A 21,691-nucleotide genomic window follows, 5' to 3' on the forward strand; every position below is an offset into this window, starting at 1 on the left:
GCGGTACTGCCGCCGCACGATGCCTGCTAATTAGTGCAGATGCCGCAACTTATCCGGATTGCGCACGACGTAAATCGCCGCGACCTTGCTGTCTTCGATTTCGAGCGCCGTGGTCTGCAGTTCGCCATCGGCTTCGAGCGTGACGAACCCAGGCAGGCCGTTGATGAAGCCCACTCGCACGAAGGTCGATCGCTTCTCGCGAAAAAGTCTGGCCAGCCAGGCGTGCACCTTCATCACGCGCTCGAAACCCAGCACGGGCAGGCGCGCAGCCGGCCGCTTGCCGCCGCCGTCGGCGTGCAGGCTCACGTCGTCGGCCAGCAGGGCGCCCAGCGCTCCCATGTCGCCGCTGCGCGAAGCCTCGAAGAAGGCCTTCGCCAGTTCCAGCCCACGGGCTTTCTCCACGCGAAAACGCGGGCGCGATTCCCGTACATGGGTCCGCGCCCGCGCCGCAAGCTGGCGGCACGCAGCCGGCTCGCGCTGGATCGTCGCCGCCACTTCTTCGAAGTCGAGCCCGAATACGTCGTGCAGCAAAAACGCCGCGCGCTCGAGCGGCGAAAGACGTTCGAGCGCGAGCATGAGCGGCAGCGTGACGTCTTCCCGCTCCTCTTCTTCGACGACCGGGTCGGGCAGCCACGGCCCGATATAGGTCTCGCGCTGGTGCCGCGCGGACTTGAGCTGATCGAGGCACAGGCGCATGACCATGCGGCGCAGGAACGCCTCGGGCACACGCACTTCGTCGCGATCGACGTGCATCCAGCGGATGAACGCGTCCTGCACGATGTCCTCGGCATCGGCTACCGAGCCGAGCATGCGGTACGCCACGCGGATCAGCTTGCTGCGCAGCGGGTTGAAGCCCGCCGCGGCCTGCGCGGAAGCCGGGTCCGTCATGCCGCGACCGCCCTCGCCATGGCCTTCGCCGCCGCCGGATCGACCCACAGGCCGAAGCCGACTGCGAGACGGTTCCAGCCATTGATGACGTTGATCATCAACGTGAGCTTCACCTGCTCCTCCTGGGTAAATTGATCCTCGAGCGCCGCACGGGCGCCCTCGATCGCGTGGCCCGCTGCCCGGCCTTCGCAGAGCCGCGTGAGGGCATCCGTCCAGCCCAGCGCCGCCCGCTCGCGATCGGTGTAGCAGGGCGCCTCGCGCCAGGCATCGAGCAGGTAAAGGCGTTGCTCGGTCTCGCCGCCGTCGCGCGCATGGGCCGTGTGCATATTAAGGCAGTTCGCGCAGCCGTTGATTTGCGACGCGCGCACCTCCACGAGCGCGATGAGGCTGGGCTCGAGGCTGGCAGCCGCGGCGAGCGACGCGCTCATCCAGGACTTCATCAGGGCGGGGGCGACGGCAAACGGGTCTAGCCTGGCAGTCATGGTTCCATCTCCTTGTGTGTGGGTTCCGATGACATGACGAGGCAGCCCGCGCCGAATGTGACATCGGCACGAGATTTTTTGCGTGAGCAGCGTGAGCAACGTGAGGCGGGGCGAATCTCAGTCGTCGGGGCCGGGCGGCGGATCGACCTGCCTGGCCGTTCCCGCGCCTTGTTCGGCGATGGCGCGCGCGAGCAGGCGCTTTGCTTCGCGGCTCGAGGTATCGAGAGTCACGGCGTGACCGGCGTTCTGCCACACGCAGACCCATTTGGCCTCGCGCTCGCAAAGTCGCGCGTAGCCCAGCAGGGAATCGCGCTCCTGCTCGCGGGAGACGAGTTCGGTGCGCATCTGCAGCGCTTCGCTGTTGTTGGGCTGCTCCGCGAGCGCCGTGGTGACGGCCCGCCGGGCCGGCCAGAGGCTGTTCTTGTCGAGGCTGGTGCGTGCGCTCGCCAGGTTGCGGGCGACGTCGCTGCGTGTCGGGGATTCGGCGTTTTTTGCGGCGGCTGCGTGGTCGTCGGCAAGCGTCGCTGCCACCGGCACCGGCGGTTGAGCGCGATGCGGCGGCACGACGGCGACGACGGGCGCGGCATGACGGGAGGCGGGAGATCTCGTCGCTTGCGCCGCCGAAGCGGCCTGCGGTTCGACCACGGACCCCTCCACCACCTGAACGCCAGGTGTCGGCTCTTTTTCGTCGCGATGCGAAACGATATAGGCGGCAAGCACGAGCGCAATCACTGCCAGCACGCCGCACGCGTAATAAGGCAGGCGCGCTTGGGGGAATCCGCTGCCTTCATATTCCTCGCGCTCGACATGCAAGCTGGCTTCGTGCCTCGGGTATCGGCCGGCGAGCGCCCGCGCCCCGCCAAAATGGAGAGGCAGCGCGCTCCAGTACCCGCGCAGACGCTGCGCGAGGCCATGCGGCGCTTCATGCGCCATGGCGTTGCCCGCCGGCGCCATGCGGGGTGAACCGGCGATCTGGTTGGCCCCGCACTGGGGACAAAAGATCAGCGGAGCATTGAGCTTCGCGCCGCAATAGAGGCATTGCAGCGAGCCGGCGCCGCCGCGGCCAGATTCGTTGAACATGGGAGAGCTACGGCTTCGATAGCATCAAATGACCTGCTGCCGCGCTCGAGAGCGTCGCAGCGGGGGACGACGGAGCGCTACGGGGCACGAAGCCATACGCGCAAGACGAATTGCGTGCCGGATAGCGCGGATCGATGGGCGGTAGACGGAATCGTAGCCTTGAATATGGGCTACATCGTCGTGAAGATCAATCGGCGGATTCCGCCAGAATGGCGGCTCTTTTGGCGCTTCTACACGCGCGTGGCCTGATGAATTACCGTGCTCAACCGGGGCGCCCGATGGGGCGGCAGCGCTCCACGGCCGCGAAGAACGAGGCGACGAGGCGGCTCTCGCGCCGCTCGCGCAGGCAGCACACGTGGATATGGGTGACGACCGGGTCGCCCTCGATGGCGAGCGGACACAGGCGCTCGTCGGGCACATATTCGGCCTGCGAGACCGTGCCCACGCCGAGGCCCCGCGCGACGGCTTCGCGCAGCGCCTCGCGGCTGCCGATTTCCATTGCTATGCGGGCGGCAAGCCCCGCGTCGTGCAGCGATTCCTCCAGGGCGCGACGCGTGGTCGAGCCCGGTTCGCGCATGAGAAGCGGTTCGTCCGCGAGTTCCTTCAAGGTGATCGATGCGCGTCCCGCGTAACGGTGCGCCCGGTTGACGAAGGCGATCACGGGGAACGTGGCATAGGACTGCGTTTCGTAGCGCTCGTCCTCGAATGCGCGCGCGACCACGCCCACGTCGCACGCGTACTGGTCGAGATCGCGCAGCACCTCCTCGGAATTGCCGAGCGTGAGCGACAGATGCATGCGCGGATGGAGCGCATGCCACGCCTCGATCATTTCCGTGACGTGAAACGGCCCGACTGCCCCGATCTTCAACGTGCCGCGCTGGAGCCGGCCGCTGTCGTGCAGGAGCGAAATGGCGTCGCTCTCGTAGCCACTGATGCGCCGCGCGAGCGGCAGAAATTCCAGCCCCACCGTGGAAAGCTCCACCCGCCGGCCGCGGCGATGAAAAAGCTCGACCCCATGCTCGTGTTCCAGCGCCTGGATCTGCGAGGTGATCGTCGTCTGGCTCGTCGAGAGCGCCCGCGCGGCGGCCGTGAAGCCGCCGTGCTGCGCAACCGCGATGAAGCTGCGGATCTGGGTGAGGGTCATGGCGGCATCCAGCGAAAAAATCGTGCAGCGAAGCGGAATCGAACGGAAACCTCAATCTATCCGCATCGTATGACAGTTGTGGTTTCCGTCCCTCGTGTCGAGGTCAAAACGCGTAATCCGCCGTGCTGGCGAGACGCACGAAGGGGCCCGCGAGCGTGGCGTTGTGGTGCGCGACGATTGCCGCCGCGCCGAGCGCGGGCGTGTCCATGCAGGTGTGCGCGTCGGCGATCAGCACGGGGCGCAGGCCCAGATCGGCGGCCGCTCGGCAGGTGCTGTCCACGCAGTACTGCGTCTTCATGCCCGCGATCACCAGTTCGCCGATATCCGCTTCGGCCAGCCACCCGGCGAGCGGCGTGCCATGGAAGCAGTTGGGGAGCGTTTTGTCGAACACGCCGTCGCGCCGTTCATCGACGAGCAGCTCGGGCAGCAGTTGCGAGAGCGCGCTGCCGGGGGCGAGCGGCGAACCCGGGGGACCGGTATGCCGCGCGGCGAACACCGGCGCCTGGGCTTCGCGTGCCTTGCGGACGAGCGTATTGATGTTGGCCAGAACGCGGTCGCCGTCGTGCGGGCGCTCGGGCCCGGCAAACATGCCTTGCTGGATGTCGATGACGAGCAGCGCGCGGCGCGGCCGATGGGGTTCATGCATGGCGTTTCTCCAGTTGAGCCTGCGGCGGACGGAGAAACGACAAGGCCCCGTCCGATGCGGGCGGGGCCTTGGGGGATACGGTGACTTGCCGGTGATACGTTCGCGCCCGTTCCCTCACGACCCGCCTGAGGCGGTCGTGGTGGTCGCTGTGGCGAAGGTGGCGAGGGCGGAGATCATGAGCTTCATCGTGAAGGGCGCTCTGTCAAATGTCAATTTAAATCAGAAGACTGCACGGCCGGGCATCGGGCATTGATCCTGCGCAAGTTCCATGATATTTATCCTGTTCGGGATAAATACTTATCCAGCAAGATAAGCCCAAGTCGTCTTGAAAGGGATCGGACATGCTGGAGTCGAGCGATGTGGGCAGCTTTCTCGGGGAATGCCAGTTAGTAGAGCTAATAGCTATGCCGAAGGTGGGACGCAACAAGGGAGAGGCGCCACGGGAACAGCACCGGATTGCATGGGCCAGGGGTTCAGCGTGAACGACAAGCAGACAGCACGGACCCACCGCATGAGCCGGGCTCTCGTACGCAACGGCGACCCGACAACAACCGGCGGCGTGGTGATCGCAACCACAAGCAGCCGGTGCGACGGCGGCAAACCCCTTGCTCTCGATGGCGAGGAGGCCACCTGCGGAAAATGCAAGGGCATCTTCAAGATCTTCGGAACATGCACCAAAGTCACCTGGCAGGGAAGGGCAAGTGTCTTTGACGGGGATCTGGTGTTGTGCCCTTGCGGACAGAACCGGGTGATCGCCGGGCCCGATGCGCGTTGCTTTGCGGTGAGCGGGGATCGACTTCCTGTAGCAGTCCGTACCTTTTCTGTGGACCCGGAGGAAGTCACGTCGGGTTTGAGCGATGCCTATAACGAACTCGAACATTACTTCGAAATGATCGATGCGGTTGCTGGCGTACCCGTCGAAGGGATGACCTACACGTTGCTAAGCAATGGTTACTCGCTGGTCAAGAGCGAATTGCTCGTGGCTGGAAAAACCGTGGCCGTCTCGAGAGACGATCACCCGGATCTGAGAATGATTGCGTGGCGAAGCGGAAGCGTGCGATGAGCGATGCGATCGACAAAGACGAGCGCTTGCTTGCCGCCGTAGCCTACGGAGAAGCATCGACGGCAAACGATCCCGAGGAAATTGGCGGTATAGCGTTTGCCGTGGCCAACAGGTGTCGTGCGTGGGGGAACAAAACGGTATCGGAGTTGCGTAGTGCCGATCCAAACTATGCCTATGCGTGGGACGGTTCCAATGAGCGCTTCAACAAGCTCATGCGAACGCCCGATGCCGCAATAGCATCGAATGCCGGGATGAAACTGGCGCTCGATTGGGCACAAAAGGCGCTGGCCAACAGTGGCCCGGATCCGTCAAACGGTGCGTTCTGGTGGGACGGCCTCGATTTCAAGACCGGATATGCCAGACATCCCAAGGTTCGGGATGGGTTCAGGTGGGGGGATCCCTCGCACAACCTGTTCGACGTGCCGGAACAGCGCCGGAGTGTCGTTGTGTATTGGCGGGTGAGGAACAAGAAGACCGGGCAAATGGTTTCCGGGACCGAACGCGGTCGATACGACTCGGTCTGGACTTCGACAGCAGCACACGGCAGTACGATTTTCTGGATCCACACGCCGGACTACCTGCAAGCCACAGGCGGAAAGGCATACAGATGAAAATTTCGACATTCATCGTGGCCACGCTCTGTGTCGTTTCGACAGGCTGCCATGCAGAGCGTCGTTACAGCGACTATGACGTGTTTTATGCCGGGCAACCCGGTGCACTGTTCAAGACTCCGGTCAACCAGGACCGATCCGCCGTTTATGCCAATTCGGGGGGAGGCGGAATCTACACCGACGTGCAGGCAACGATAGGCGGCAAACCGGTGAAAATTCAGGTTGGGTCGAATTATCTGTCGATCAATCGGAAACGATATCGATTTGCGCAAGCCGCAATCTTTCCGGGCGAACACGTAACGGAGTTGTACCCCAATGCCGCCGATATTTTCATTGCGCAAAGAGCGGGCAATGTCCCGCCGCTTCTCTGCCTGGAAGGACATGGCAATGGATCCGGCGAAGCCGATCGTTACCAGCAGGTCTACCTTCTGGTCGACCCATTAGGCAGGAAAGGCAGGAAACCTGAATTTCTCCATTTGCCCAGCCTCCTTTCCTCATGCCGGGCCGTATTGAAAACCGCTGACGACCGCATTGCCTTCCCAAAGAACGACTACCTCGTCGACGAGAGGCAAGGTACACGGGTAGGGCTGCTTGTCTCCTACTTCACATACGAGCACGGCAGCTTTATGCCGACGAACGACACAATCCGTCTTCGCTTCGTCAGCCCGGATAACCCGTTCCAATTTTCACGGCAAGACGAATGACGCAGGCAAGCGCCGTGGCCCGGTCGGTGGCCGCGGCGCTTGCTACATCGCTCTATCGCTGTGCCTCGATACGCTTCACGCCCAGCCGCACCGCCCGATCCGGCCGCAACGTGATATTCAAGACCGGCCGCGGCGCCGCAGCGCCCGCCGGCACTTCCAGCACGAACTGCTGCAGCACCATCGCCGCGATGACCATCATTTCGTTCATGGCCAGATGCTGCCCGAGGCAGACACGCGGCCCGGCCCCGAACGGCAGCCAGGCGCCGCGCGGTATCGGTGGTGCGTCGGCGGCGAATCGCTGCGGGAGAAAGCGCTCGGGCTCCGGAAACCATCGTGCGTCGTGATGCATCACCTGAACCGGCAGCATGAAGAGCGTGCGCGCCGGGAATTGCCAGGCACCGAGCGCGACCGGTTGGGTCGTGCGGCGGCTGATGAGCAGGGGCGCAGCCGGATACAGGCGCAGCGTTTCTTCGATCGTCTGCTTGAGCCAGCGCAGCGAGCCCAGCATGCCCGCTTCCGGCAACCGGCCTTGCAATACACGGTTGATTTCGTCGCGTGCGATCGCCTGCGCTTCCGGATTGGAGGCCATGCACCATGCCCACCACGTGAGCGTGGCAGCCGAGGTTTCGTGGCCGGCGAGGAAGATCGTCATGCATTCGTCGCGGATCGCCTGCAACGGCCACGCTTGCGGGGCATCGCGGTGCAGGCGCAACAGACGCGTCAGCAGATCGTCGGGCCACTGCTCCTCCGGCACGCGCAGCCGCATTTGCAGATGACGGTCGATCAGGTTCTTCAGTGCCGCCACGGCCTCTCTCTTGGCGCGCTTCCACGGCAACCAGTCGGGGCCGCTCACGAGCGCGTAAAACTCGGCGTTGGCCGCTTCGCTGGTCGTGCGGACCGCCTGTTCGGCCACGCGGGCATCGTCGCCGATGGCCTGCGAAAACAGCATGCGCACGATCACGTCCATTGCCAGCGAGGTGAGGGCGCTTTCGATCGGCCAGTCCGGATTCCCGACGGGCCACGCCGCCAGGGTTTGCTCCGTGACCGCTGCAATGGCCGGGACGAATGCCTCGACCGGCTTCGGGGCAAAGCCGGGCTGCAACGCATGACGTTTGCTCCGCCAGGCTTCGCCTTCCGCAACGAGCACGCTGTGCCCATGCACCTCGCGAAAGACGCCGATGCCCCGCTCCCAGCGGATGAGCGACGTGTGGTGGGTCACCAGCAGTTCGCGCACGAGCGCCGGGTCCGTTACGCCGATCACGTGTTCGGGGCGAATGTGCAGGTGAACCACATCGCCATAGGTGCGCTGCCAGTCGGCGAGTGTGCTGGGCAGGTCGCGCGCCATGCTGCGCAGCAGGCCCCAGCCCAGCAGGCCCGCAGGCGGCCCCGGCGGCCAGACGCCGGGCGGGTGGCGCTCGACAGGGGCCGAGGGTGGCTCGGCGTGGAAGGGGCAGCGGGAGGAGGTCGGCGTGTTCATGCGAGGGATTGTGCCGGGACGACGAAGGGCCGTCTTGAACGTAAGCGACATCGACAGGCCCGCCGCGCATCCCTATACTGCGCCCTCATGTCCTGCCAACCGCCTTCCACGCCGCCGATTTGTCCCGCGCTGCTGGCGCGCGCGCCGCGTGCGTCACGCACGTCGCATAGCGGCCGCGAGCCGCACAGCCGCCTTTATGTCGCGCCGCCGGGCCTGCACGGCGCGGTGGTGGCCGTGGTCTGCCGCGACATGCGCGACTTCGCCCTGAACGATGCGCAGCGGCTCTCGCATTTCCCGGCCTCGCCGCTCGTCTGTCTTTCCTGGTATCAGTGGCTGGACGCAGGGCTCGTCGAGCAGACGGCCGGCGGTACGCAGTGGCGTCCGTTCGGAACGTCGGTCACCCTTTCGGGCAGCCAGTCGCGACCCACGGCAAGCTGGGGGTCGGGCAACGGGCGGGGCGGCATGATCTGTTTCACCACCGACGTGGCGAAGATCCTGTTCGGCGTCGATCCCGCCGCCATTCACGACCGTTTCTGCGATGCCTTCGCACTGCTCGACGACAGCTGGCAGCCGTTTCTCGCCGCACTGCTCGAGGCGGACGACGATACCGCGACCCTGGCTGCCCTCTCGCACCATCTCGCGCCGCGCTGGCTCGCGCTGCGGCCTGCCAGTTCTCCGGCCGCGGCGTTGCGCGAGGCCGGGCGTCGCTGGGTTGCGCGGCTCGCCTGGCAGGCGCGCGAATGGCGCACGACGCATAGCCCGCGTCAGGTCGAGCGCCGCATCAAGGCTTTCAGCGGCCGTTCGCTGCGCGAGTGGCAGATGCTGGTCAAGACCGAGGGCGCGTTCTTCTCCGCCCGCGAGCGGTTCGATGTCGGGGAGCCGGTCGACTGGGCCGCGCTCGCGCACGAGGAGGGTTTTGCCGATCAGGCCCATCTGAGCCGTGCGGTCCGGCGCACCACGGGTTTTTCGCCGGGCGAGTTCGTGCGCCGCTTCGAAGAGGACGAATCGTTCTGGATGTACCGCCTGTGGGTGTGACGGGGCGGTTCGCACGCTGTCCCGGCTCCCGGATGCGTTGGGCCCGATGCCATTACAATGCGTCGTCAACGCTTCAGAAAACGTAATTGCACCATGAAAACCCTTCTTGCACCGACCATTGCAGCGCTGCTGCTCACCTGCAATACGGTCGCGCACGCCGATGCGTCCAGTACCGGCGTGACATCGGCAGATCAATGTTCCGTCGCTCACCTCACCGGCGTAGGCGGGTCGGTCCAGAGCCTGCGCGAGTACCTGGCGGCGCCGGATCGCGACCGGGTTCGCTATGTGATCGACCATCCGATCCAGTGCAAGGTCTCGGACGATGGCCGCGCCTCCGACTGCACGGGGCTCGACAGCTTTCGCAACGAGCGCGTCAGCGTGTACGACGACATCGACAGCAACATGATGTCCGTGGTGGTGCGCGTGGATCTCGACCACGGCACCGCGCCGGCTATCATCGCCGTGCTCAAGAAAGACCTGCGCTGCGACCAGTAAGTCAGTTGGTCAGACAGTCGCGCACTGAACGGCGGCGTGCAATGCGCCGCCGGTGCCTTTTCTCTTCTGCCTCCCCAGGCGCAGATTTCCCTCGAAGAAGCCGCACACCGTGTTTCAGCGCGGCCAGCGGCTACGGGAAACGATAGCGAAACTCACGGCAATCGATCCGGTCTGTGCACGCTCGTTCTCCGCCGGCGTCACGAGAGCGAAGCGACGGCGGCGCCCGCGTCGCTCGCCGCTTTGGCTGGCGTCGCGCATCGATTCGGGATCTCCGGCATCGTTGCAGGCATCGGCATGGATACGGGTGGGCGTCGGCAGGCAGGATTCGAGTCGTCGGGAGCGCATGGTCGGTGACGTGAGCGAGAACATATCCGTATTGAACGCGTTGCGGATCGATTAGTAAAATGAATGATTCGATCGATACGATAACGGCGTGGAATGGAAATCAAACTGCTGAAAACCTTCCTCACGGTGGCCGAGTTGCGGCATTTCGGGCGCGCGGCAGATGCGCTCCATATGAGCCAGCCCGCGTTGAGCAAGCAGGTGAATGCGTTAGAAGAGAGCCTGGGCGCAAGGCTTTTCGAGCGCGGGCGGCACGGCGCGGAGCTCACGACCTTCGGCGAAATGTTCCTCCCCGACGCGCAGGCGCTGGTCTATGACGCCGACGAAGTGCTCGCCCGCGCGAGGGAGGCCAGCAGCGGCCGGCGCGGGCACTTGCGCGCGGGCATCTGCCTGTCCGTGCTGACCATCGCGCCGCCGATCATTGCCGACTTTCGCCAGCAGAATCCGGGCGTGGCCGTCTCGCTGAGCGACCTCTCTTCGGGCGAGCAACGACGCCGCCTTCTGGCAGGCAAGCTCGACGTGGGCTTCATGCGGCTGGCGGGAAGCGAGGACTTCGCGTCGCTCGCGGTGATGGAAGAAAGTCTCGCGCTTGCGTTGCCACCGCGTCTCAAGCGCATTCGCTTGCCCGAAGACTTCGGCATGCTAAACGATATCGGCTTCGTGACCTTGAGGCGCGCACGCGGCGCCGGCCTTGCGGCGCAGATCGACAACTGGTGTCGCGAGCACGGCTATGCACCGAACGTGACGCAACAGGCCGACGACGTGCAGTCCGTTCTCGCAACCGTGGCGGCCGGCGCGGGGGTGGCCTTCATTCCATCGCGTGCCGCCCATCTGCTGAGGGATGCGACGGTCCTGCCGCTGCGGGGCAAGCATGCGAAATGGCGGGTGGGGCTCGTCTGGCCGCGCGGGCAGGGCAATCCCGTCACGGAGCGGTTCGTCGCGTTCGTGCGCGCCGCGTTGAAGAGTCCGCGCAAGGACGCATTGAAGGATGGGTGAAACGCGCCGCCGTTATCGCGAGGCCGGATAACGCCGAGTGGCGCGCGCTCAGCTCGAACTCTCGATGCCGCCCATGGCCGATTGCTGGTAGTTCTGGATGCCGACCTTGTCCACGAGTTCGATCTGGATTTCGAGCCAGTCGATATGGTCCTCGGTGTCGTCCAGAATCTCGACGAAGATCTCGCGCGAGACGTAGTCGCTCACCGATTCGCAGTACGCAATCGCTTCCTTCAAGGTGGCCTGGGCGGTCACCTCGAGCTTGAGGTCGCACTGCAGGCACTCCAGCGTGTCCTCGCCCACCAGCAGCTTGCTCAGGTCCTGAAGATTGGGCAGCCCGTCGAGCATGAGAATGCGCTCGATCAGCTTGTCCGCGTGCTTCATTTCCTCGATCGACTCTTCGTACTCGTGCTTGCCGAGCGCTTCGAGCCCCCAGTGCTTGTAGAGCCGGGCGTGGAGAAAATACTGGTTGATCGCCGTGAGCTCGTTCTTCAGTTCGGCGTTCAGATATTCGATAACCTTCGGATCGGCTGCTTTCATATTCCCTCCTGGTTCTCGCCCATGCGCTGATCGGCCATCTCCCTGCAGGATAGACCGTCAGCGCGAGAACGGCGCGAATGATGGAGGGAAAAAGAACCGTTTCGGTTCAGGCGGGCCGCGCCCACATGCGGCGGCAATATCGTCTGATAAAACCGTCCTGCTGGAAGAGGCCCATGCCCACCATCATCGTGCCGATGAGCAGGGTGGCGAACTGGTCGAGGTGGGCGAGGCCGGTCATCGTCCCCAGCACGCCGATGGCGGCGGCGCCGGCCGACATGGCGTCGGCGCGCGCATGCCAGGCGCTTGCGGAGAGGGTATCGGCGGCGCGAGCGTGCGTGGCGTTCACGCGCGCCGCCACGGCGTGCAGGTGACGCGCCACGGCTTCGCGCGTGCCCAGCACGAGCAGCGCGACCAGCAGGCCGCCGAACTGGGCCGAAGCCGGCGCCGCGGCGGCGCTGCCGGTTTCGGCGAGCCCCTGGCGGATCAGCTCGGCGCCCGTGAGCGTGAGCAGCGTTGCGGCGACAACGGACGGAAACGCCGCGCCCAGCGCGCCCGCGCGGGCCAGCAGCGCCATGCCGGCGGGCCGCAGCGTGAAGAAGAGAAGCGCGTCGATGACGAGATCCACGAACGTGTGGATGCCGTCCGCAACGATCGCGTGCGACCCGGTCAGCCAGCCCGTGGCGATCTGGACGGCCATCAGCGCCGCATTGGCCGCAACGGCTATACGGGCGGCCCGAAGCGTGGCCTGTTCTGGTTGTGCACTAGCTGGGCGCATGCGGCGTTGGGGAAATTTGTTTTCCGCGAGAGTAGGTGCCGCAGATGGCACGCGGATGACAAGTGACAGAGCACGCTAACTTTCCCCTCACTCGGGCTCGTCAAGATCGCGTCCATCGACTCACAGGACGCGATCATCATGAAACGCTCATCGACCCAAGCCAGCCCCCGTACGCCCCGCAGCGCCCGTTTTACCCGGATTGCCGTGCCGCTTGCCCTGATCGCCGTTGCGCTGACCGGCTGCGCCGTGGTGCCGCCCACCGGTCCTTCCGTCGTGGCGTTGCCGCCGAACGGCAAGCCGCTCGCCCAGTTCCAGCAGGAAGACTATGCCTGCCGCGACTATGCGTTCCGCTCCGATGGCGCCGCACAGGCTTCGTCGCAAGGCGGGATGCAAAGCGGCGTCGGCAGCAGCGCGATCGGGACGCTGGGTGGGGCAGCGGCCGGCGCGCTGCTGGGCGCCGCCGCAGGCAACGCGGGCGTAGGCGCGGCCATCGGCGCGGGCACGGGCCTCCTGCTCGGCAGCGCGGTGGGAGCCAACAACGCCAGCGTCTCGTCGGCCAGCCTGCAGGCGAGCTACGACGCGGCTTACGCGCAATGCATGGCTTCGAAGGGCAACCGCATTTCGCAGCCCGCGGTGTACTCGACCGTGCCGGCCTATGCCGCGCCGCCGGTCGTTTATGCACCGCCGATGGTGTATGGGCCGCCGCCGCCCGTTGGCGTCTGGGCCTGGTAAAGGGTAAAGGGCCGTTGGCGGCGCTCAGTGCCGCCAGGCTGCCCCGTCGGGAAACGCGTACTCGTCGAGCGAAGCCGCGTGCATTTCGATGCTGTAGCCGGGGCGCCTGGGCGGCATGTAATGGCCGTTGCGGATCACGACGGGGTCCACGAAGTGTTCGTGCAGATGATCGACGTATTCGAGCACCCGGTTATCGAGCGACGCCGAAACGCAGATGTAATCGAAGAGCGAAATATGCTGGACGTATTCGCACAGGCCCACGCCGCCTGCATGCGGGCACACCGGCACGCCGAATTTGGCCGCCATCAGCAGCACGACGATCACCTCGTTGAGCCCGCCCAGGCGGCAACTGTCGATCTGGCAAAAGTCGATGGCCTGGGCCTGCAAGAGCTGCTTGAACATCACCCGGTTCTGGCAATGCTCGCCCGTGGCGACGCCGATGGGCGCGATGCGCCGGCGGATGGCTGCGTGGCCCAGCACGTCGTCGGGGCTTGTCGGCTCCTCGATCCACCACGGGTCGAATTCGGCGAGGCGCCGCATGTTCGCCACGGCCTCATCGACGTCCCACACCTGATTGGCGTCCATCATGAGCTTCAGGTTCTCGCCGATTTCTTCGCGCAGAATGCGCGCGCGCCGCATGTCCTCCTCGATATTGGCGCCCACCTTCTGCTTGAAGTGCGTCCAGCCGTTCGCCACGCCTTCGCGCGCGAGCCGGCGGATCTTGTCGTCGTCGTAGCCGAGCCATCCGGCCGAGGTCGTATAGGCCGGATAACCGCCGGCCAGCATCTGCGCCTCGCGCTCGCCTCGCGTCTTCGCGTGGCGGTGGAGCAGGGCAATGGCTTCCTGCGGGGTGAGGGCGTCGGTCACGTAGCGAAAATCGAGGCAGCGCACCAGTTCCTCGGGGCTCATATCGACGAGCAGCTTCCAGACGGGCTTGCCCGCCGCCTTCGCCCAGAGATCCCAGACCGCATTCACGAGCGCCGCCGTCGCAAGATGGATGGCGCCCTTGTCCGGCCCGATCCAGCGCAACTGGCTATCGGACGTGATGGCGCGCCAGAAGGCCCCCATGTTCGCCGCAATGTCTTCGAGCGTCTTGCCGACCACGAGCGGCGCGAGCGCCTTCGCCGCGGCCACGCAGATCTCGTTGCCGCGCCCGATGGTGAACGTCAGGCCGTGGCCCGTGAGTCCGGCGGGCGAATCCGTTTCGAGCGTCACGTAGGTCGCAGAGTAGTCGGGCGCGGCGTTCATCGCGTCGGAGCCGTCGAGCGAGCGCGACGTGGGGAACCGGATGTCCTTGACGGCAAGCGCGGTGATGGTGGTCATGGGAATCGCCCTCCACAGATGCGACGGCGGCGGACGCCCCGCCGCCGTGCCATGCAGCCGCCGGCGCCGGTTATGGCGCCGGGCGGGTCGAAGCAATGCGAAGCAGTTCGAAGCAACCCGCTCAGTCGTAGAGCACGGCCGAGATCTTCGGGTCGTTCATGTTGCTCTTGTCGTACCAGTAGAAGCCGGTATCGATACGCCTGGGCAGCGTTTCGCCCTTGAGCGCCTTCACCGCCGAATCCACGACACACTTGCCGATCCCCACCGGGTTCTGCGTGATCGCGCCGAGCATCAGGCCGGAATTGATATCGTCCTTCTGCTCCTTGCCCGAGTCGAAGCCGATCAGCACGAGCTTCTTGCCCGACTCCTTCACGCCGATCGCCGCACCTTCCGCCGACCCTTCGTTGGAACCGAAGATGCCCTTGAGGTTGGGGTTCGCCTGAATGATCGTCTTGGCGATTTCGGCCGATTTCAGGTGGTCGCCGCCGCCATACTGCACGGAAACGATCTTGATGCCGGGATACTTCTTGATCTCGTTGAGGAAGCCGTCGCGGCGGTCGATGCCGGTGCGGCTCGTCTGGTCGTGCACGATCAGCGCGACGTCGCCCGACTTGCCGATGGCCTCGGCCATCTTGTCGGCGGCGAGGCCAGCGGCGGCGAGATTGTCGGTCGCGCAGGTGGTGATCGGAATGTCGCTATCGACGCCCGAATCGAACGCGATCACGGGAATCTTCTCGTTCTGCGCGCGCCGCAGGAGCGGAATGGCCGCCTTGCTGTCGAGTGCGGCAATGCCGAGCGCCTGGGGATGCTTGGCGAGCGCGGCCGAGAGCATGTCGATCTGCTTGTCGACCATCGCTTCGGTTTCCGGACCCTCGAACGTGATCTTCACGTTGCTTTCCTTCGCCGCCTGTTCGGCGCCGGCCTTCACGGCCTGCCAGAACTGATGCTGGAAGCCCTTCGAAATGAGCGGAATGTAGGGTTCGTCCGCGTGTGCGAGCAGCGTGCCGCCCACGAGCGCGCTAACGCCTAGCGCAATGCCGAGCAGTCTTCTCTTCAACATGGTCTTCTCCTCCTGGGGTGGGGCCATCAACCATCAGCCGTGGGGGGAGCCGCTATGCGCTCCCGTTGTTCACTGCGTCATTTCACTGCATAAGCACGAGTACGAACCTGAGTACGAAGTCGCGCGTCAAAGCTTCTTGCGCCGCAGGATATCGGCATAGACCGCGAGAATGATGATGAGGCCCGTGACCACGATCTGCCATTCCTGGGCCACCGAAAGAATGCGCAGTCCGTTGGTCAGCACGCTCATGATGAAGGCGCCGATGATCGTGCCGAGTATCGTTCCCGAGCCGCCGGAGAGCGAGGTCCCGCCGATCACGACGGCGGCGATGGCCTCCAGTTCGTAGCCCTGACCCAGTGCGGGCTGCGCCGAATTCAGGCGCGAGGCGATGAGCAGCCCCGCCACGCCGCAGATGGCGCCGCCGAGACCATAGATGGCGATCTTCCAGCGATCGACGTTCACACCGGAGAGCCGCACGGCTTCTTCGTTGCTGCCGATGGCGAACGTATAGCGGCCGAGTGCCGTGCGATTGAGCGTAACGGAGCTGACGATCGCAAGCAGAAAGAGAATGAGCACCGCGTTCGGAATGGGCACGCCCGGCAGCAGATAACCGATCAGCGAGTCCTGCGAGATCATGTAGAAGTTCTCGGTGTCGGTGAAATAGATCGGCTGGTCGGAGGACACGACAAGCGAGAGGCCCTTGAGCAGCATCATCATGCCGAGCGTAGCGATGAAGGGCGGGATCTTCATCTTTGCGGTGAGCGTGCCCGAAACGGTGCCGCACAGGGCGCCCGTACCGATGGCGGCGAGCACGCCGGTCCACATCGGCAGATGCCAGTAGGTGAGGAACACGCCGCAGATTACCGCCGTGAAGGTCATCAGCGTACCGACCGAAAGATCGATGCCGCCCGTGATGATCACGAAGGTGCAGGCAATGGCCAGCACGCCGTTTACGGCCGTCGCCTGCAGAATGCCGAGCATGTTGTCGATCTGCATGAACGCCGGCGAGGCGAAGCTGAAGAACACCAGCAGCAGGATCAGGCTCACGAAAGCGAGCAGCTTCTGCACCGTGGCGGGCGCGAAGATGCGTGCCTTGAGGCTCGAGGGCCGGTCCTCTTTGGCCAGTACGGAGGTGTCCGAACGCAATGTCATGGAGTGGGCCTTGTAGACTTCAAGCAGGGTTCACGCGGAATCAGGCCGCTTTCAGGGATTCGCGCAGCGTGGCGAGCTGCATGATGCGCTCCTGCGACGCCTGCTCCGCCGTCAGTTCACCTGTGATGCGGCCTTCGCACATCACCACCACGCGGTCGCTCATGTGCAGGATCTCGGGCAATTCCGAAGAAATCATGACGATGGCCTTGCCCTGCGCGGCGAGCGTGCGCAGCAGCTTGTAGATCTCGCTCTTGGCACCCACGTCGATCCCGCGCGTGGGCTCGTCGAAAAAGAGCACGTCGCAGTCGCGCTCCAGCCACTTGGCGATCACGATCTTCTGCTGGTTGCCGCCCGATAGGAGGCGCACCTGCTGCGCCGCCGAGGGCGTGCGGATGGCCAGCAGCTTGATGAAATGCGTGGCGCGCTGACGCATCTGGGCGCGGCGCAGAAAGACCCGCAGCGAAAGAAACTTGCCGAGGTTCGACATCACGATGTTCGACTCGACGTCCATGCCGACCGCAAGGCCGAATTGCTTGCGATCCTCCGAGAGATAACCGATGCCGCGGGCCACGGCGTCGCTCGGCTTCCTGATCACGACCTTCACCCCTCGCACCCACGTTTCGCCGGATTCCACCGGATCGGCGCCGAACACGGCGCGCGCCACCTCGGTGCGGCCCGCGCCCATCAGGCCGGCAAAGCCCAGAATCTCGCCCTGGCGCAAGGTGAAGCTCACGTCCCGCACGAGCGGGCCGGCATTCAGGTGCTTCACTTCGAGCGCGATCTCGCCGTGCCGGGCCGTGCCCTGTGTGGGCTCGACTTCGGCCAGCTTGCGCCCGACCATCATGCTGATGATCTCGTCGACGCTAGCGTCCTTCGTTTCGACCGTGGCCACGTACTCGCCGTCGCGCAGCACCGTGACGCGCTCGGAGATGCGCTTGAGCTCGTCCATCTTGTGCGAGATGTAGATCACGCCCACTCCGCGGCTTTTGAGCTCGCCGATGATGCGAAAGAGCTCGGCAATCTCGGCGTCGTTGAGCGCGGAAGTCGGCTCGTCCATGATGAGCACGCGCGAATCGAAGGAGAGCGCCTTGGCGATTTCCACCATCTGCTGGCGGGCCACGGTAAGCGTGCCGACGAGCGCGCGTGGATCGAGCTTCACGTGCATGCGCGCAAGGATGTCGCGGGCCTGGGCATTGAGCCGGTCTTCGTCGAGAAAGAAGCGCAGACGCGACCGCGGCTCGCGGCCGATGAAGATGTTCTGCGCGACGGTGAGGTGATTCATCAGATGGAGTTCCTGATGAATGATGCCGATACCCACGGCCTGGGCTTCGCGCGGGCTCTGGAAATTCACGGGCTGGCCGTCGTAGAGAATCTCGCCCGTATCGCGGGTATAAACGCCCGCCAGGATTTTCATCAGCGTCGATTTGCCGGCGCCGTTTTCGCCCATCAGGGCGTGCACCTCGCCGGGCCGCAGCTCGAACTGCACGTCGTGCAGCGCCCGCACGCCGGGAAAACGCTTGCTGAGCTTCGTGACCGAGATGAGCGGGTTCATGGCGCGGCTTTCACGACAAATCCACGACGGCCTCGAGGCCGGATCGGGAGAAGCGGTTGAGAAAGCGCCGGGCGCGGCGGCTTCGGGCGTCGCCTTGCCTGGCATCCTGAATCGGGTGTCGCCTTCGGGTGAGGCCAGCGGGCGCCCTGTCGCCCACGCCAACTGCACAAAGTAAAACGATTCTACGACTCGGGTTGGCTGCGATTCAAGATCGGGAATTTGCCTATGCCTGATTTATTCACTGGTAAATTTCGACGCGTTATGTTGTGCGACGCAGCATTCGCTTCGTGGTGAGTGCAGTGCACAAGCGTGTTGACGCCTTCACGAACAAACCGCAGTTGCGCGCCGTTGAACTTATGCACCGTATATTCCGCGAGCGTATCTAAGGAGAACGTAATGGCCGGGTTTGCCGCTGCGATATCTGCCTTCACGTTTATGTATCTGTTCAATTCAAGCGTGAAAGGGGCCGCTCATGTGGACGCTACCGTTGATCATTCTCGTTCTGGAAGAACGGCCGCCTTATGGCGTGGATCGTGAATGGTCATTACCGCACGCCGCGCATGGGCTATTTGATAAGATCAGACGCGTAAGGAGATCAGGCTAATTAAAATATTCATCCAGCATCGAGATGACCCAATACGTTCAAACGATTTACTTTGGCCCGCCAGGATGCGGAAAGAGTTTCAAGCTACGTGAAGTCTCCCGGGATCAATTGATGATCGAACCCGGCAGTGCCCGTTTGATCGAGACGACCTTTCATCCCGAATACAGTTATGGCGATTTTGTCGCCAGGTTGTTGCCTCAATCGCGTCGTCACCAGCAGGAATACGTGGTCGCGAACGAGGGTGGCACACTGCACGGCGTGAAGCTGCGGGAAATGCACGAGGGCGTGAAGATCGAATACAACGTGCACGCCGGCCCGTTCATCAAGGCGCTCGCCATGGCCTATACGGAGGCCCAGCAGGTGCTGCTTGCCATCGACGAGATCAACCGCGGCAACTGTGCGTTGATTTTCGGCGACATGTTCCAGTTGCTGGATCGGGACGAATCGGGCTGGTCGCAATACGGCATCGATCTCTCCGATATTCACCAGTTTGCGCTAGAGGAAGAGTTGAAGCGGCTCGGAAAGTCCATTGCCGATATTCCCGACCACTTGTGTATTCCTTCGCGTTCCGGCGGCAAGCCGCGTATCAAGCTCAAGCTTCCACCGACGCTGTCCATCGTAGGCACCATGAACACGAGCGACGAATCGGTGTACTACATGGATACGGCCTTCAAGCGACGCTGGGACTTCGAGTATATGCCGTGGACCGGCACGGGAAGCGGCGAGGCGGTGCAAGCGCAGAGCAGCGTGCTCATCGAAGGCACGGACCATTCCTGGCGAGCGTTCCTCGAACGGCTCAATGCCTATATCGCCGAGCGCTTCATGGGGCGCAACGTGGACGACAAGCAACTGGGCTTGTGGTTTCTGCGAAGGGGGCGCGGCGAGAAGGCCAGACGGTTGGCGGATCTGCACGCCCGGCTCGAACCGCTCAAAGGCTCTACGCAGTGTGCAGACTGGAAGAAAGTTTTCCCGAGTGCCCAGGAATATAACAACAGCACATACCTGGCGATCCCATCGATCATCGCGGACTTCGAAAGCTACGGTGTGCGATGGCCGAGCGCTGCGCCTTCGGGCTATCCCGAGAAACTGGCGGAACCGCTCATCAAGTATCTGGGCGAGGAAATTGCGAAGATCGACCTGGTAATTCCGCGCGCGGCAATGCGTAACAAACTGCTGTTCTTCCTCTGGGACAACGTCTTTTCGCGCGATCGAACGCCGCTGCTGAATCTTATTGGCCCCTTCGAGGCACACCGTCCGCCGCCCTGTACCTTTGGAGACTTCGCGACCGATGAGCATCTGGAGCGCCTGATAGCGACGCTGATGGCAGCTCCTGCCGCTGCGGCCGATCTGGCTGCCGCATGAACTCCGCAACGTGGCATTTCGAGGTCGATGCCCCGGAGTCGGGGCGCTCGTTCGAGGCCTACGTCGGCCTGGTGCGGGACCGCGATACCGGGCTCCAGACACTCCGGCTGCCGATCGGATATGCCACGCTGCCCGTGGACGATCGGCATCGGTGCCTCGGCGAAGTCACAAGGGTCATTGCGCACTTTTGCACGCTGTTCTCGGAGAACCGGGCATCGGAATACCCGCGCGATGGTTACCTTCGACAGGCGCACGGTCAACATCTCGCAGCGGGTGAGAACACGGCACCGGAGTTTTCCCGGATTCACACCTGCCTTCAGTTGATGCGCCGACTGAAAGATCCCGCATTACTATCGGTTGTCCGCAAACCGGGGATCACGACGCAATTCAGCGACCGCCAGATCAGTCGCAGCCTCGAACACGCCCATTTCCTCGACGATGGCACGCCTGTATTCGAGCTCATGTGGGGGCAGCCGCAGCAGATACGTCGGGACGCGACCGACCTGGTCGGCCTGGCGGCATGGGTTGCACTCGATGCCTTGTCGCACCTCTTTCCCGACATTGCGGCCAAGGCTTTCAGCAGTGCCTTGCGTGCAGAGTGGGAGCTTCTCGCAGAGCGTTTCGCCGCCGACTTCGATATCGATCGCGGCGCCTCGCTGTTTACGGACGCATCGGGGCGCATCCTTACGCGAATACGCGACGCGCACGAGACACTGAGGCGAACGAATCCGGTCATGCTGATGGACGCGCGTCAGTTACACGAGTTGCTGGACACGTACCTCAACCACGCATTGAGCGATGGCGGCGAGATTCGGGGGTTGAAGGGCTTCAGCAGGGTATGGGAAGCGGCGTGCCTGCACCATGCGCGTTCGCAGTATGGCGACGGGAATATCTTCACCTGCGACGACGAGCTCGCGACGAACGTGGCGCGCTCCACGCGGGAACAGTGGCGCAGGAACCGCGAACGCGTTTTTGCCCGCAACGGCACGGCAAGGCGGCCGGATCTTGTCGTGCGGGAAGAGGGCGGTCGCTATCGGATCATCGATTTCAAGTATTCCCAAACATTTGGCCCAGGTGGCACGTTTCTGACCCGACGGCCAACGGCGCCCGATCTCGCTTCGTCGGTAACGGATGCGAAGTCGCTCGCCCGGTTGGGGCAGGAGTGGAAAGCTCATCAGGATGTCTCGAATCTCGAGGCTTACCGCTGGCTGCTCATGCAGCATGAACTCAAGTCGTACGATGAACGGCAGGTCGATATCGAACTCTGGGTACCGGCGCTGACGGCTGGCACCGAGGCGGTGGCATGGCAAGCGCGCGTCAAGGGCCGCAGCGTGCCGGAGTCGAATTTCATCGGCTTGTCTGTGCGCTATCAACAAGCGGCCAAGTTGCTTTCCGATTTTGCAAGCGCGTTCGAACTTCTCTAGCGACCACGTTCCGTTACGATCTTCGGCTCGCTCACCGCAACCCGCCTGGCGTACAGGTTGTCCCGATTCGATCACAGGATCCCGGGAAACCGGGCCGAAGGCTAGTGACGCACCGCCCGTCCCTTAAAACAAATCGCCAGGCCGCACAACGACAGTACCGCGCTAGCTACCGGTCCTCGACACGGCGCACCCACCTACCGGGCCCGT

At 64.0% G+C, this 21,691-nt stretch carries 23 protein-coding genes; 9 read left to right on the forward strand and 14 right to left on the reverse strand.

All coding sequences use genetic code 11. The features are described from left to right. Nucleotides 1–30: 30 nt before the first annotated feature. The 5 genes from U5760_RS21540 to U5760_RS21560 all read right to left on the reverse strand — a co-directional run bounded on the left by U5760_RS21540 (nt 31) and on the right by U5760_RS21560 (nt 4,240). The gene (locus tag U5760_RS21540) at nt 31–888 is read right to left on the reverse strand and encodes a sigma-70 family RNA polymerase sigma factor (protein ID WP_322014320.1); all 858 of its coding nucleotides are present in this window, start codon (nt 886–888) and stop codon (nt 31–33) included. Continuing rightward, a complete protein-coding gene (locus tag U5760_RS21545; RefSeq protein ID WP_322014321.1) occupies nt 885–1,370 on the reverse strand; it encodes a carboxymuconolactone decarboxylase family protein in 486 nt (161 codons plus the stop codon). The genes U5760_RS21540 and U5760_RS21545 overlap by 4 nt, the downstream gene beginning before the upstream one ends. 117 nt (nt 1,371–1,487) lie before the next feature. Then, on the reverse strand, nt 1,488–2,450 hold the full coding sequence (locus U5760_RS21550; RefSeq protein ID WP_322014322.1) for a hypothetical protein: 963 nt from the start codon (nt 2,448–2,450) through the stop codon (nt 1,488–1,490). Between the two features lie 262 nt (nt 2,451–2,712). Beyond that, nucleotides 2,713–3,594, reverse strand: a complete 882-nt coding sequence (locus tag U5760_RS21555) for a LysR substrate-binding domain-containing protein (protein WP_322014323.1) — start codon at nt 3,592–3,594, stop codon at nt 2,713–2,715. A 103-nt stretch (nt 3,595–3,697) separates the two neighbouring features. Further along, a complete protein-coding gene (locus U5760_RS21560; protein WP_322014324.1) occupies nt 3,698–4,240 on the reverse strand; it encodes a cysteine hydrolase family protein in 543 nt (180 codons plus the stop codon). 478 nt (nt 4,241–4,718) lie between these two features. Here U5760_RS21560 and U5760_RS21565 point away from each other — a divergent pair, with 478 nt between their 5' ends. From U5760_RS21565 to U5760_RS21575, 3 genes are read left to right on the forward strand one after another with little or no spacing between them, the layout of a single operon-like run. Beyond that, on the forward strand, nt 4,719–5,303 hold the full coding sequence (locus U5760_RS21565; protein ID WP_322014325.1) for a PAAR domain-containing protein: 585 nt from the start codon (nt 4,719–4,721) through the stop codon (nt 5,301–5,303). After that, complete coding sequence (locus U5760_RS21570) at nt 5,300–5,914, forward strand: hypothetical protein (RefSeq protein WP_322014326.1); 615 nt, start codon at nt 5,300–5,302, stop codon at nt 5,912–5,914. The genes U5760_RS21565 and U5760_RS21570 overlap by 4 nt, the downstream gene beginning before the upstream one ends. Further along, nucleotides 5,911–6,618, forward strand: coding sequence for a hypothetical protein (locus U5760_RS21575; RefSeq protein WP_322014327.1), 708 nt, complete (start codon nt 5,911–5,913; stop codon nt 6,616–6,618). The genes U5760_RS21570 and U5760_RS21575 overlap by 4 nt, the downstream gene beginning before the upstream one ends. Before the next feature lie 52 nt (nt 6,619–6,670). On the opposite strand, the gene U5760_RS21580 is transcribed toward U5760_RS21575, so the two are convergent. After that, nucleotides 6,671–8,095, reverse strand: a complete 1,425-nt coding sequence (locus U5760_RS21580; protein WP_322014328.1) for a cytochrome P450 — start codon at nt 8,093–8,095, stop codon at nt 6,671–6,673. Nucleotides 8,096–8,182: 87 nt separating this feature from the next. On the opposite strand from U5760_RS21580, the gene U5760_RS21585 reads away from it, so the two are divergent. Both U5760_RS21585 and U5760_RS21590 read left to right on the forward strand, forming a co-directional pair. Further along, the gene (locus tag U5760_RS21585; protein WP_322014329.1) at nt 8,183–9,130 is read left to right on the forward strand and encodes an AraC family transcriptional regulator; all 948 of its coding nucleotides are present in this window, start codon (nt 8,183–8,185) and stop codon (nt 9,128–9,130) included. Nucleotides 9,131–9,223: 93 nt separating this feature from the next. Further along, nucleotides 9,224–9,625, forward strand: a complete 402-nt coding sequence (locus U5760_RS21590; RefSeq protein ID WP_415914148.1) for a hypothetical protein — start codon at nt 9,224–9,226, stop codon at nt 9,623–9,625. A 114-nt stretch (nt 9,626–9,739) separates the two neighbouring features. Here U5760_RS21590 and U5760_RS21595 read toward each other — a convergent pair whose 3' ends face one another. Next, nucleotides 9,740–9,994, reverse strand: a complete 255-nt coding sequence (locus tag U5760_RS21595; protein WP_322014331.1) for a hypothetical protein — start codon at nt 9,992–9,994, stop codon at nt 9,740–9,742. Between the two features lie 69 nt (nt 9,995–10,063). Between U5760_RS21595 and U5760_RS21600 the strand changes: the two genes are divergently transcribed. Continuing rightward, complete coding sequence (locus U5760_RS21600) at nt 10,064–10,963, forward strand: LysR family transcriptional regulator (protein ID WP_322014332.1); 900 nt, start codon at nt 10,064–10,066, stop codon at nt 10,961–10,963. 48 nt (nt 10,964–11,011) lie between these two features. Here U5760_RS21600 and bfr read toward each other — a convergent pair whose 3' ends face one another. Then, complete coding sequence (bfr, locus tag U5760_RS21605; protein ID WP_322014333.1) at nt 11,012–11,500, reverse strand: bacterioferritin; 489 nt, start codon at nt 11,498–11,500, stop codon at nt 11,012–11,014. A gap of 106 nt (nt 11,501–11,606) precedes the next feature. Continuing rightward, the gene (locus U5760_RS21610) at nt 11,607–12,275 is read right to left on the reverse strand and encodes a cation transporter (RefSeq protein WP_322014334.1); all 669 of its coding nucleotides are present in this window, start codon (nt 12,273–12,275) and stop codon (nt 11,607–11,609) included. A 138-nt stretch (nt 12,276–12,413) separates the two neighbouring features. Here U5760_RS21610 and U5760_RS21615 point away from each other — a divergent pair, with 138 nt between their 5' ends. Next, nucleotides 12,414–13,007, forward strand: a complete 594-nt coding sequence (locus U5760_RS21615; protein WP_322014335.1) for a glycine zipper family protein — start codon at nt 12,414–12,416, stop codon at nt 13,005–13,007. A 24-nt stretch (nt 13,008–13,031) separates the two neighbouring features. On the opposite strand, the gene U5760_RS21620 is transcribed toward U5760_RS21615, so the two are convergent. The 5 genes from U5760_RS21620 to U5760_RS21640 form a co-directional block, all read right to left on the reverse strand. Further along, nucleotides 13,032–14,330: an L-fuconate dehydratase gene (locus U5760_RS21620; RefSeq protein WP_322014336.1), complete on the reverse strand. Its 1,299-nt coding sequence runs from the start codon at nt 14,328–14,330 to the stop codon at nt 13,032–13,034. Nucleotides 14,331–14,451: 121 nt separating this feature from the next. Further along, nucleotides 14,452–15,390, reverse strand: a complete 939-nt coding sequence (locus U5760_RS21625) for an ABC transporter substrate-binding protein (protein ID WP_322014337.1) — start codon at nt 15,388–15,390, stop codon at nt 14,452–14,454. A gap of 126 nt (nt 15,391–15,516) precedes the next feature. Further along, the gene (locus U5760_RS21630) at nt 15,517–16,542 is read right to left on the reverse strand and encodes an ABC transporter permease (protein WP_322014338.1); all 1,026 of its coding nucleotides are present in this window, start codon (nt 16,540–16,542) and stop codon (nt 15,517–15,519) included. Nucleotides 16,543–16,582: 40 nt separating this feature from the next. Continuing rightward, nucleotides 16,583–18,094, reverse strand: coding sequence for a sugar ABC transporter ATP-binding protein (locus tag U5760_RS21635; RefSeq protein WP_322014339.1), 1,512 nt, complete (start codon nt 18,092–18,094; stop codon nt 16,583–16,585). 182 nt (nt 18,095–18,276) lie between these two features. Next, nucleotides 18,277–18,525 (reverse strand): hypothetical protein, encoded by a 249-nt coding sequence (locus U5760_RS21640; protein WP_322014340.1) that lies wholly within the window; start codon nt 18,523–18,525, stop codon nt 18,277–18,279. Between the two features lie 197 nt (nt 18,526–18,722). Here U5760_RS21640 and U5760_RS21645 point away from each other — a divergent pair, with 197 nt between their 5' ends. Continuing rightward, nucleotides 18,723–20,060, forward strand: coding sequence for a hypothetical protein (locus U5760_RS21645; RefSeq protein WP_322014341.1), 1,338 nt, complete (start codon nt 18,723–18,725; stop codon nt 20,058–20,060). Next, entirely contained in the window at nt 20,057–21,484 is a 1,428-nt protein-coding gene (locus tag U5760_RS21650) for a hypothetical protein (protein ID WP_322014342.1), read from the forward strand. The genes U5760_RS21645 and U5760_RS21650 overlap by 4 nt, the downstream gene beginning before the upstream one ends. Nucleotides 21,485–21,691: the final 207 nt, after the last annotated feature.

Origin of the sequence: Paraburkholderia sp. J12, assembly GCF_905220215.1 — a bacterium.
In the GTDB taxonomy this organism is placed as follows: Bacteria; Pseudomonadota; Gammaproteobacteria; order Burkholderiales; family Burkholderiaceae; genus Paraburkholderia.

Bases quoted from the DNA above. Each gene is read 5' to 3' on its own strand.
- U5760_RS21600 (WP_322014332.1), top strand. From the start codon at position 10,064: ATGGAAATCAAACTGCTGAAAACCTTCCTCACGGTGGCCGAGTTGCGG.
- U5760_RS21575 (WP_322014327.1), top strand. From the start codon at position 5,911: ATGAAAATTTCGACATTCATCGTGGCCACGCTCTGTGTCGTTTCGACA.
- U5760_RS21650 (WP_322014342.1), top strand. From the start codon at position 20,057: ATGAACTCCGCAACGTGGCATTTCGAGGTCGATGCCCCGGAGTCGGGG.
- U5760_RS21555 (WP_322014323.1), bottom strand. From the start codon at position 3,594: ATGACCCTCACCCAGATCCGCAGCTTCATCGCGGTTGCGCAGCACGGC.
- U5760_RS21540 (WP_322014320.1), bottom strand. From the start codon at position 888: ATGACGGACCCGGCTTCCGCGCAGGCCGCGGCGGGCTTCAACCCGCTG.
- U5760_RS21580 (WP_322014328.1), bottom strand. From the start codon at position 8,095: ATGAACACGCCGACCTCCTCCCGCTGCCCCTTCCACGCCGAGCCACCC.
- U5760_RS21610 (WP_322014334.1), bottom strand. From the start codon at position 12,275: ATGCGCCCAGCTAGTGCACAACCAGAACAGGCCACGCTTCGGGCCGCC.
- U5760_RS21560 (WP_322014324.1), bottom strand. From the start codon at position 4,240: ATGCATGAACCCCATCGGCCGCGCCGCGCGCTGCTCGTCATCGACATC.
- U5760_RS21630 (WP_322014338.1), bottom strand. From the start codon at position 16,542: ATGACATTGCGTTCGGACACCTCCGTACTGGCCAAAGAGGACCGGCCC.
- U5760_RS21545 (WP_322014321.1), bottom strand. From the start codon at position 1,370: ATGACTGCCAGGCTAGACCCGTTTGCCGTCGCCCCCGCCCTGATGAAG.
- U5760_RS21570 (WP_322014326.1), top strand. From the start codon at position 5,300: ATGAGCGATGCGATCGACAAAGACGAGCGCTTGCTTGCCGCCGTAGCC.
- U5760_RS21615 (WP_322014335.1), top strand. From the start codon at position 12,414: ATGAAACGCTCATCGACCCAAGCCAGCCCCCGTACGCCCCGCAGCGCC.
- U5760_RS21620 (WP_322014336.1), bottom strand. From the start codon at position 14,330: ATGACCACCATCACCGCGCTTGCCGTCAAGGACATCCGGTTCCCCACG.
- U5760_RS21625 (WP_322014337.1), bottom strand. From the start codon at position 15,390: ATGTTGAAGAGAAGACTGCTCGGCATTGCGCTAGGCGTTAGCGCGCTC.
- U5760_RS21585 (WP_322014329.1), top strand. From the start codon at position 8,183: ATGTCCTGCCAACCGCCTTCCACGCCGCCGATTTGTCCCGCGCTGCTG.
- U5760_RS21550 (WP_322014322.1), bottom strand. From the start codon at position 2,450: ATGTTCAACGAATCTGGCCGCGGCGGCGCCGGCTCGCTGCAATGCCTC.
- bfr (WP_322014333.1), bottom strand. From the start codon at position 11,500: ATGAAAGCAGCCGATCCGAAGGTTATCGAATATCTGAACGCCGAACTG.
- U5760_RS21595 (WP_322014331.1), bottom strand. From the start codon at position 9,994: ATGTTCTCGCTCACGTCACCGACCATGCGCTCCCGACGACTCGAATCC.
- U5760_RS21645 (WP_322014341.1), top strand. From the start codon at position 18,723: ATGACCCAATACGTTCAAACGATTTACTTTGGCCCGCCAGGATGCGGA.
- U5760_RS21635 (WP_322014339.1), bottom strand. From the start codon at position 18,094: ATGAACCCGCTCATCTCGGTCACGAAGCTCAGCAAGCGTTTTCCCGGC.
- U5760_RS21590 (WP_415914148.1), top strand. From the start codon at position 9,224: ATGAAAACCCTTCTTGCACCGACCATTGCAGCGCTGCTGCTCACCTGC.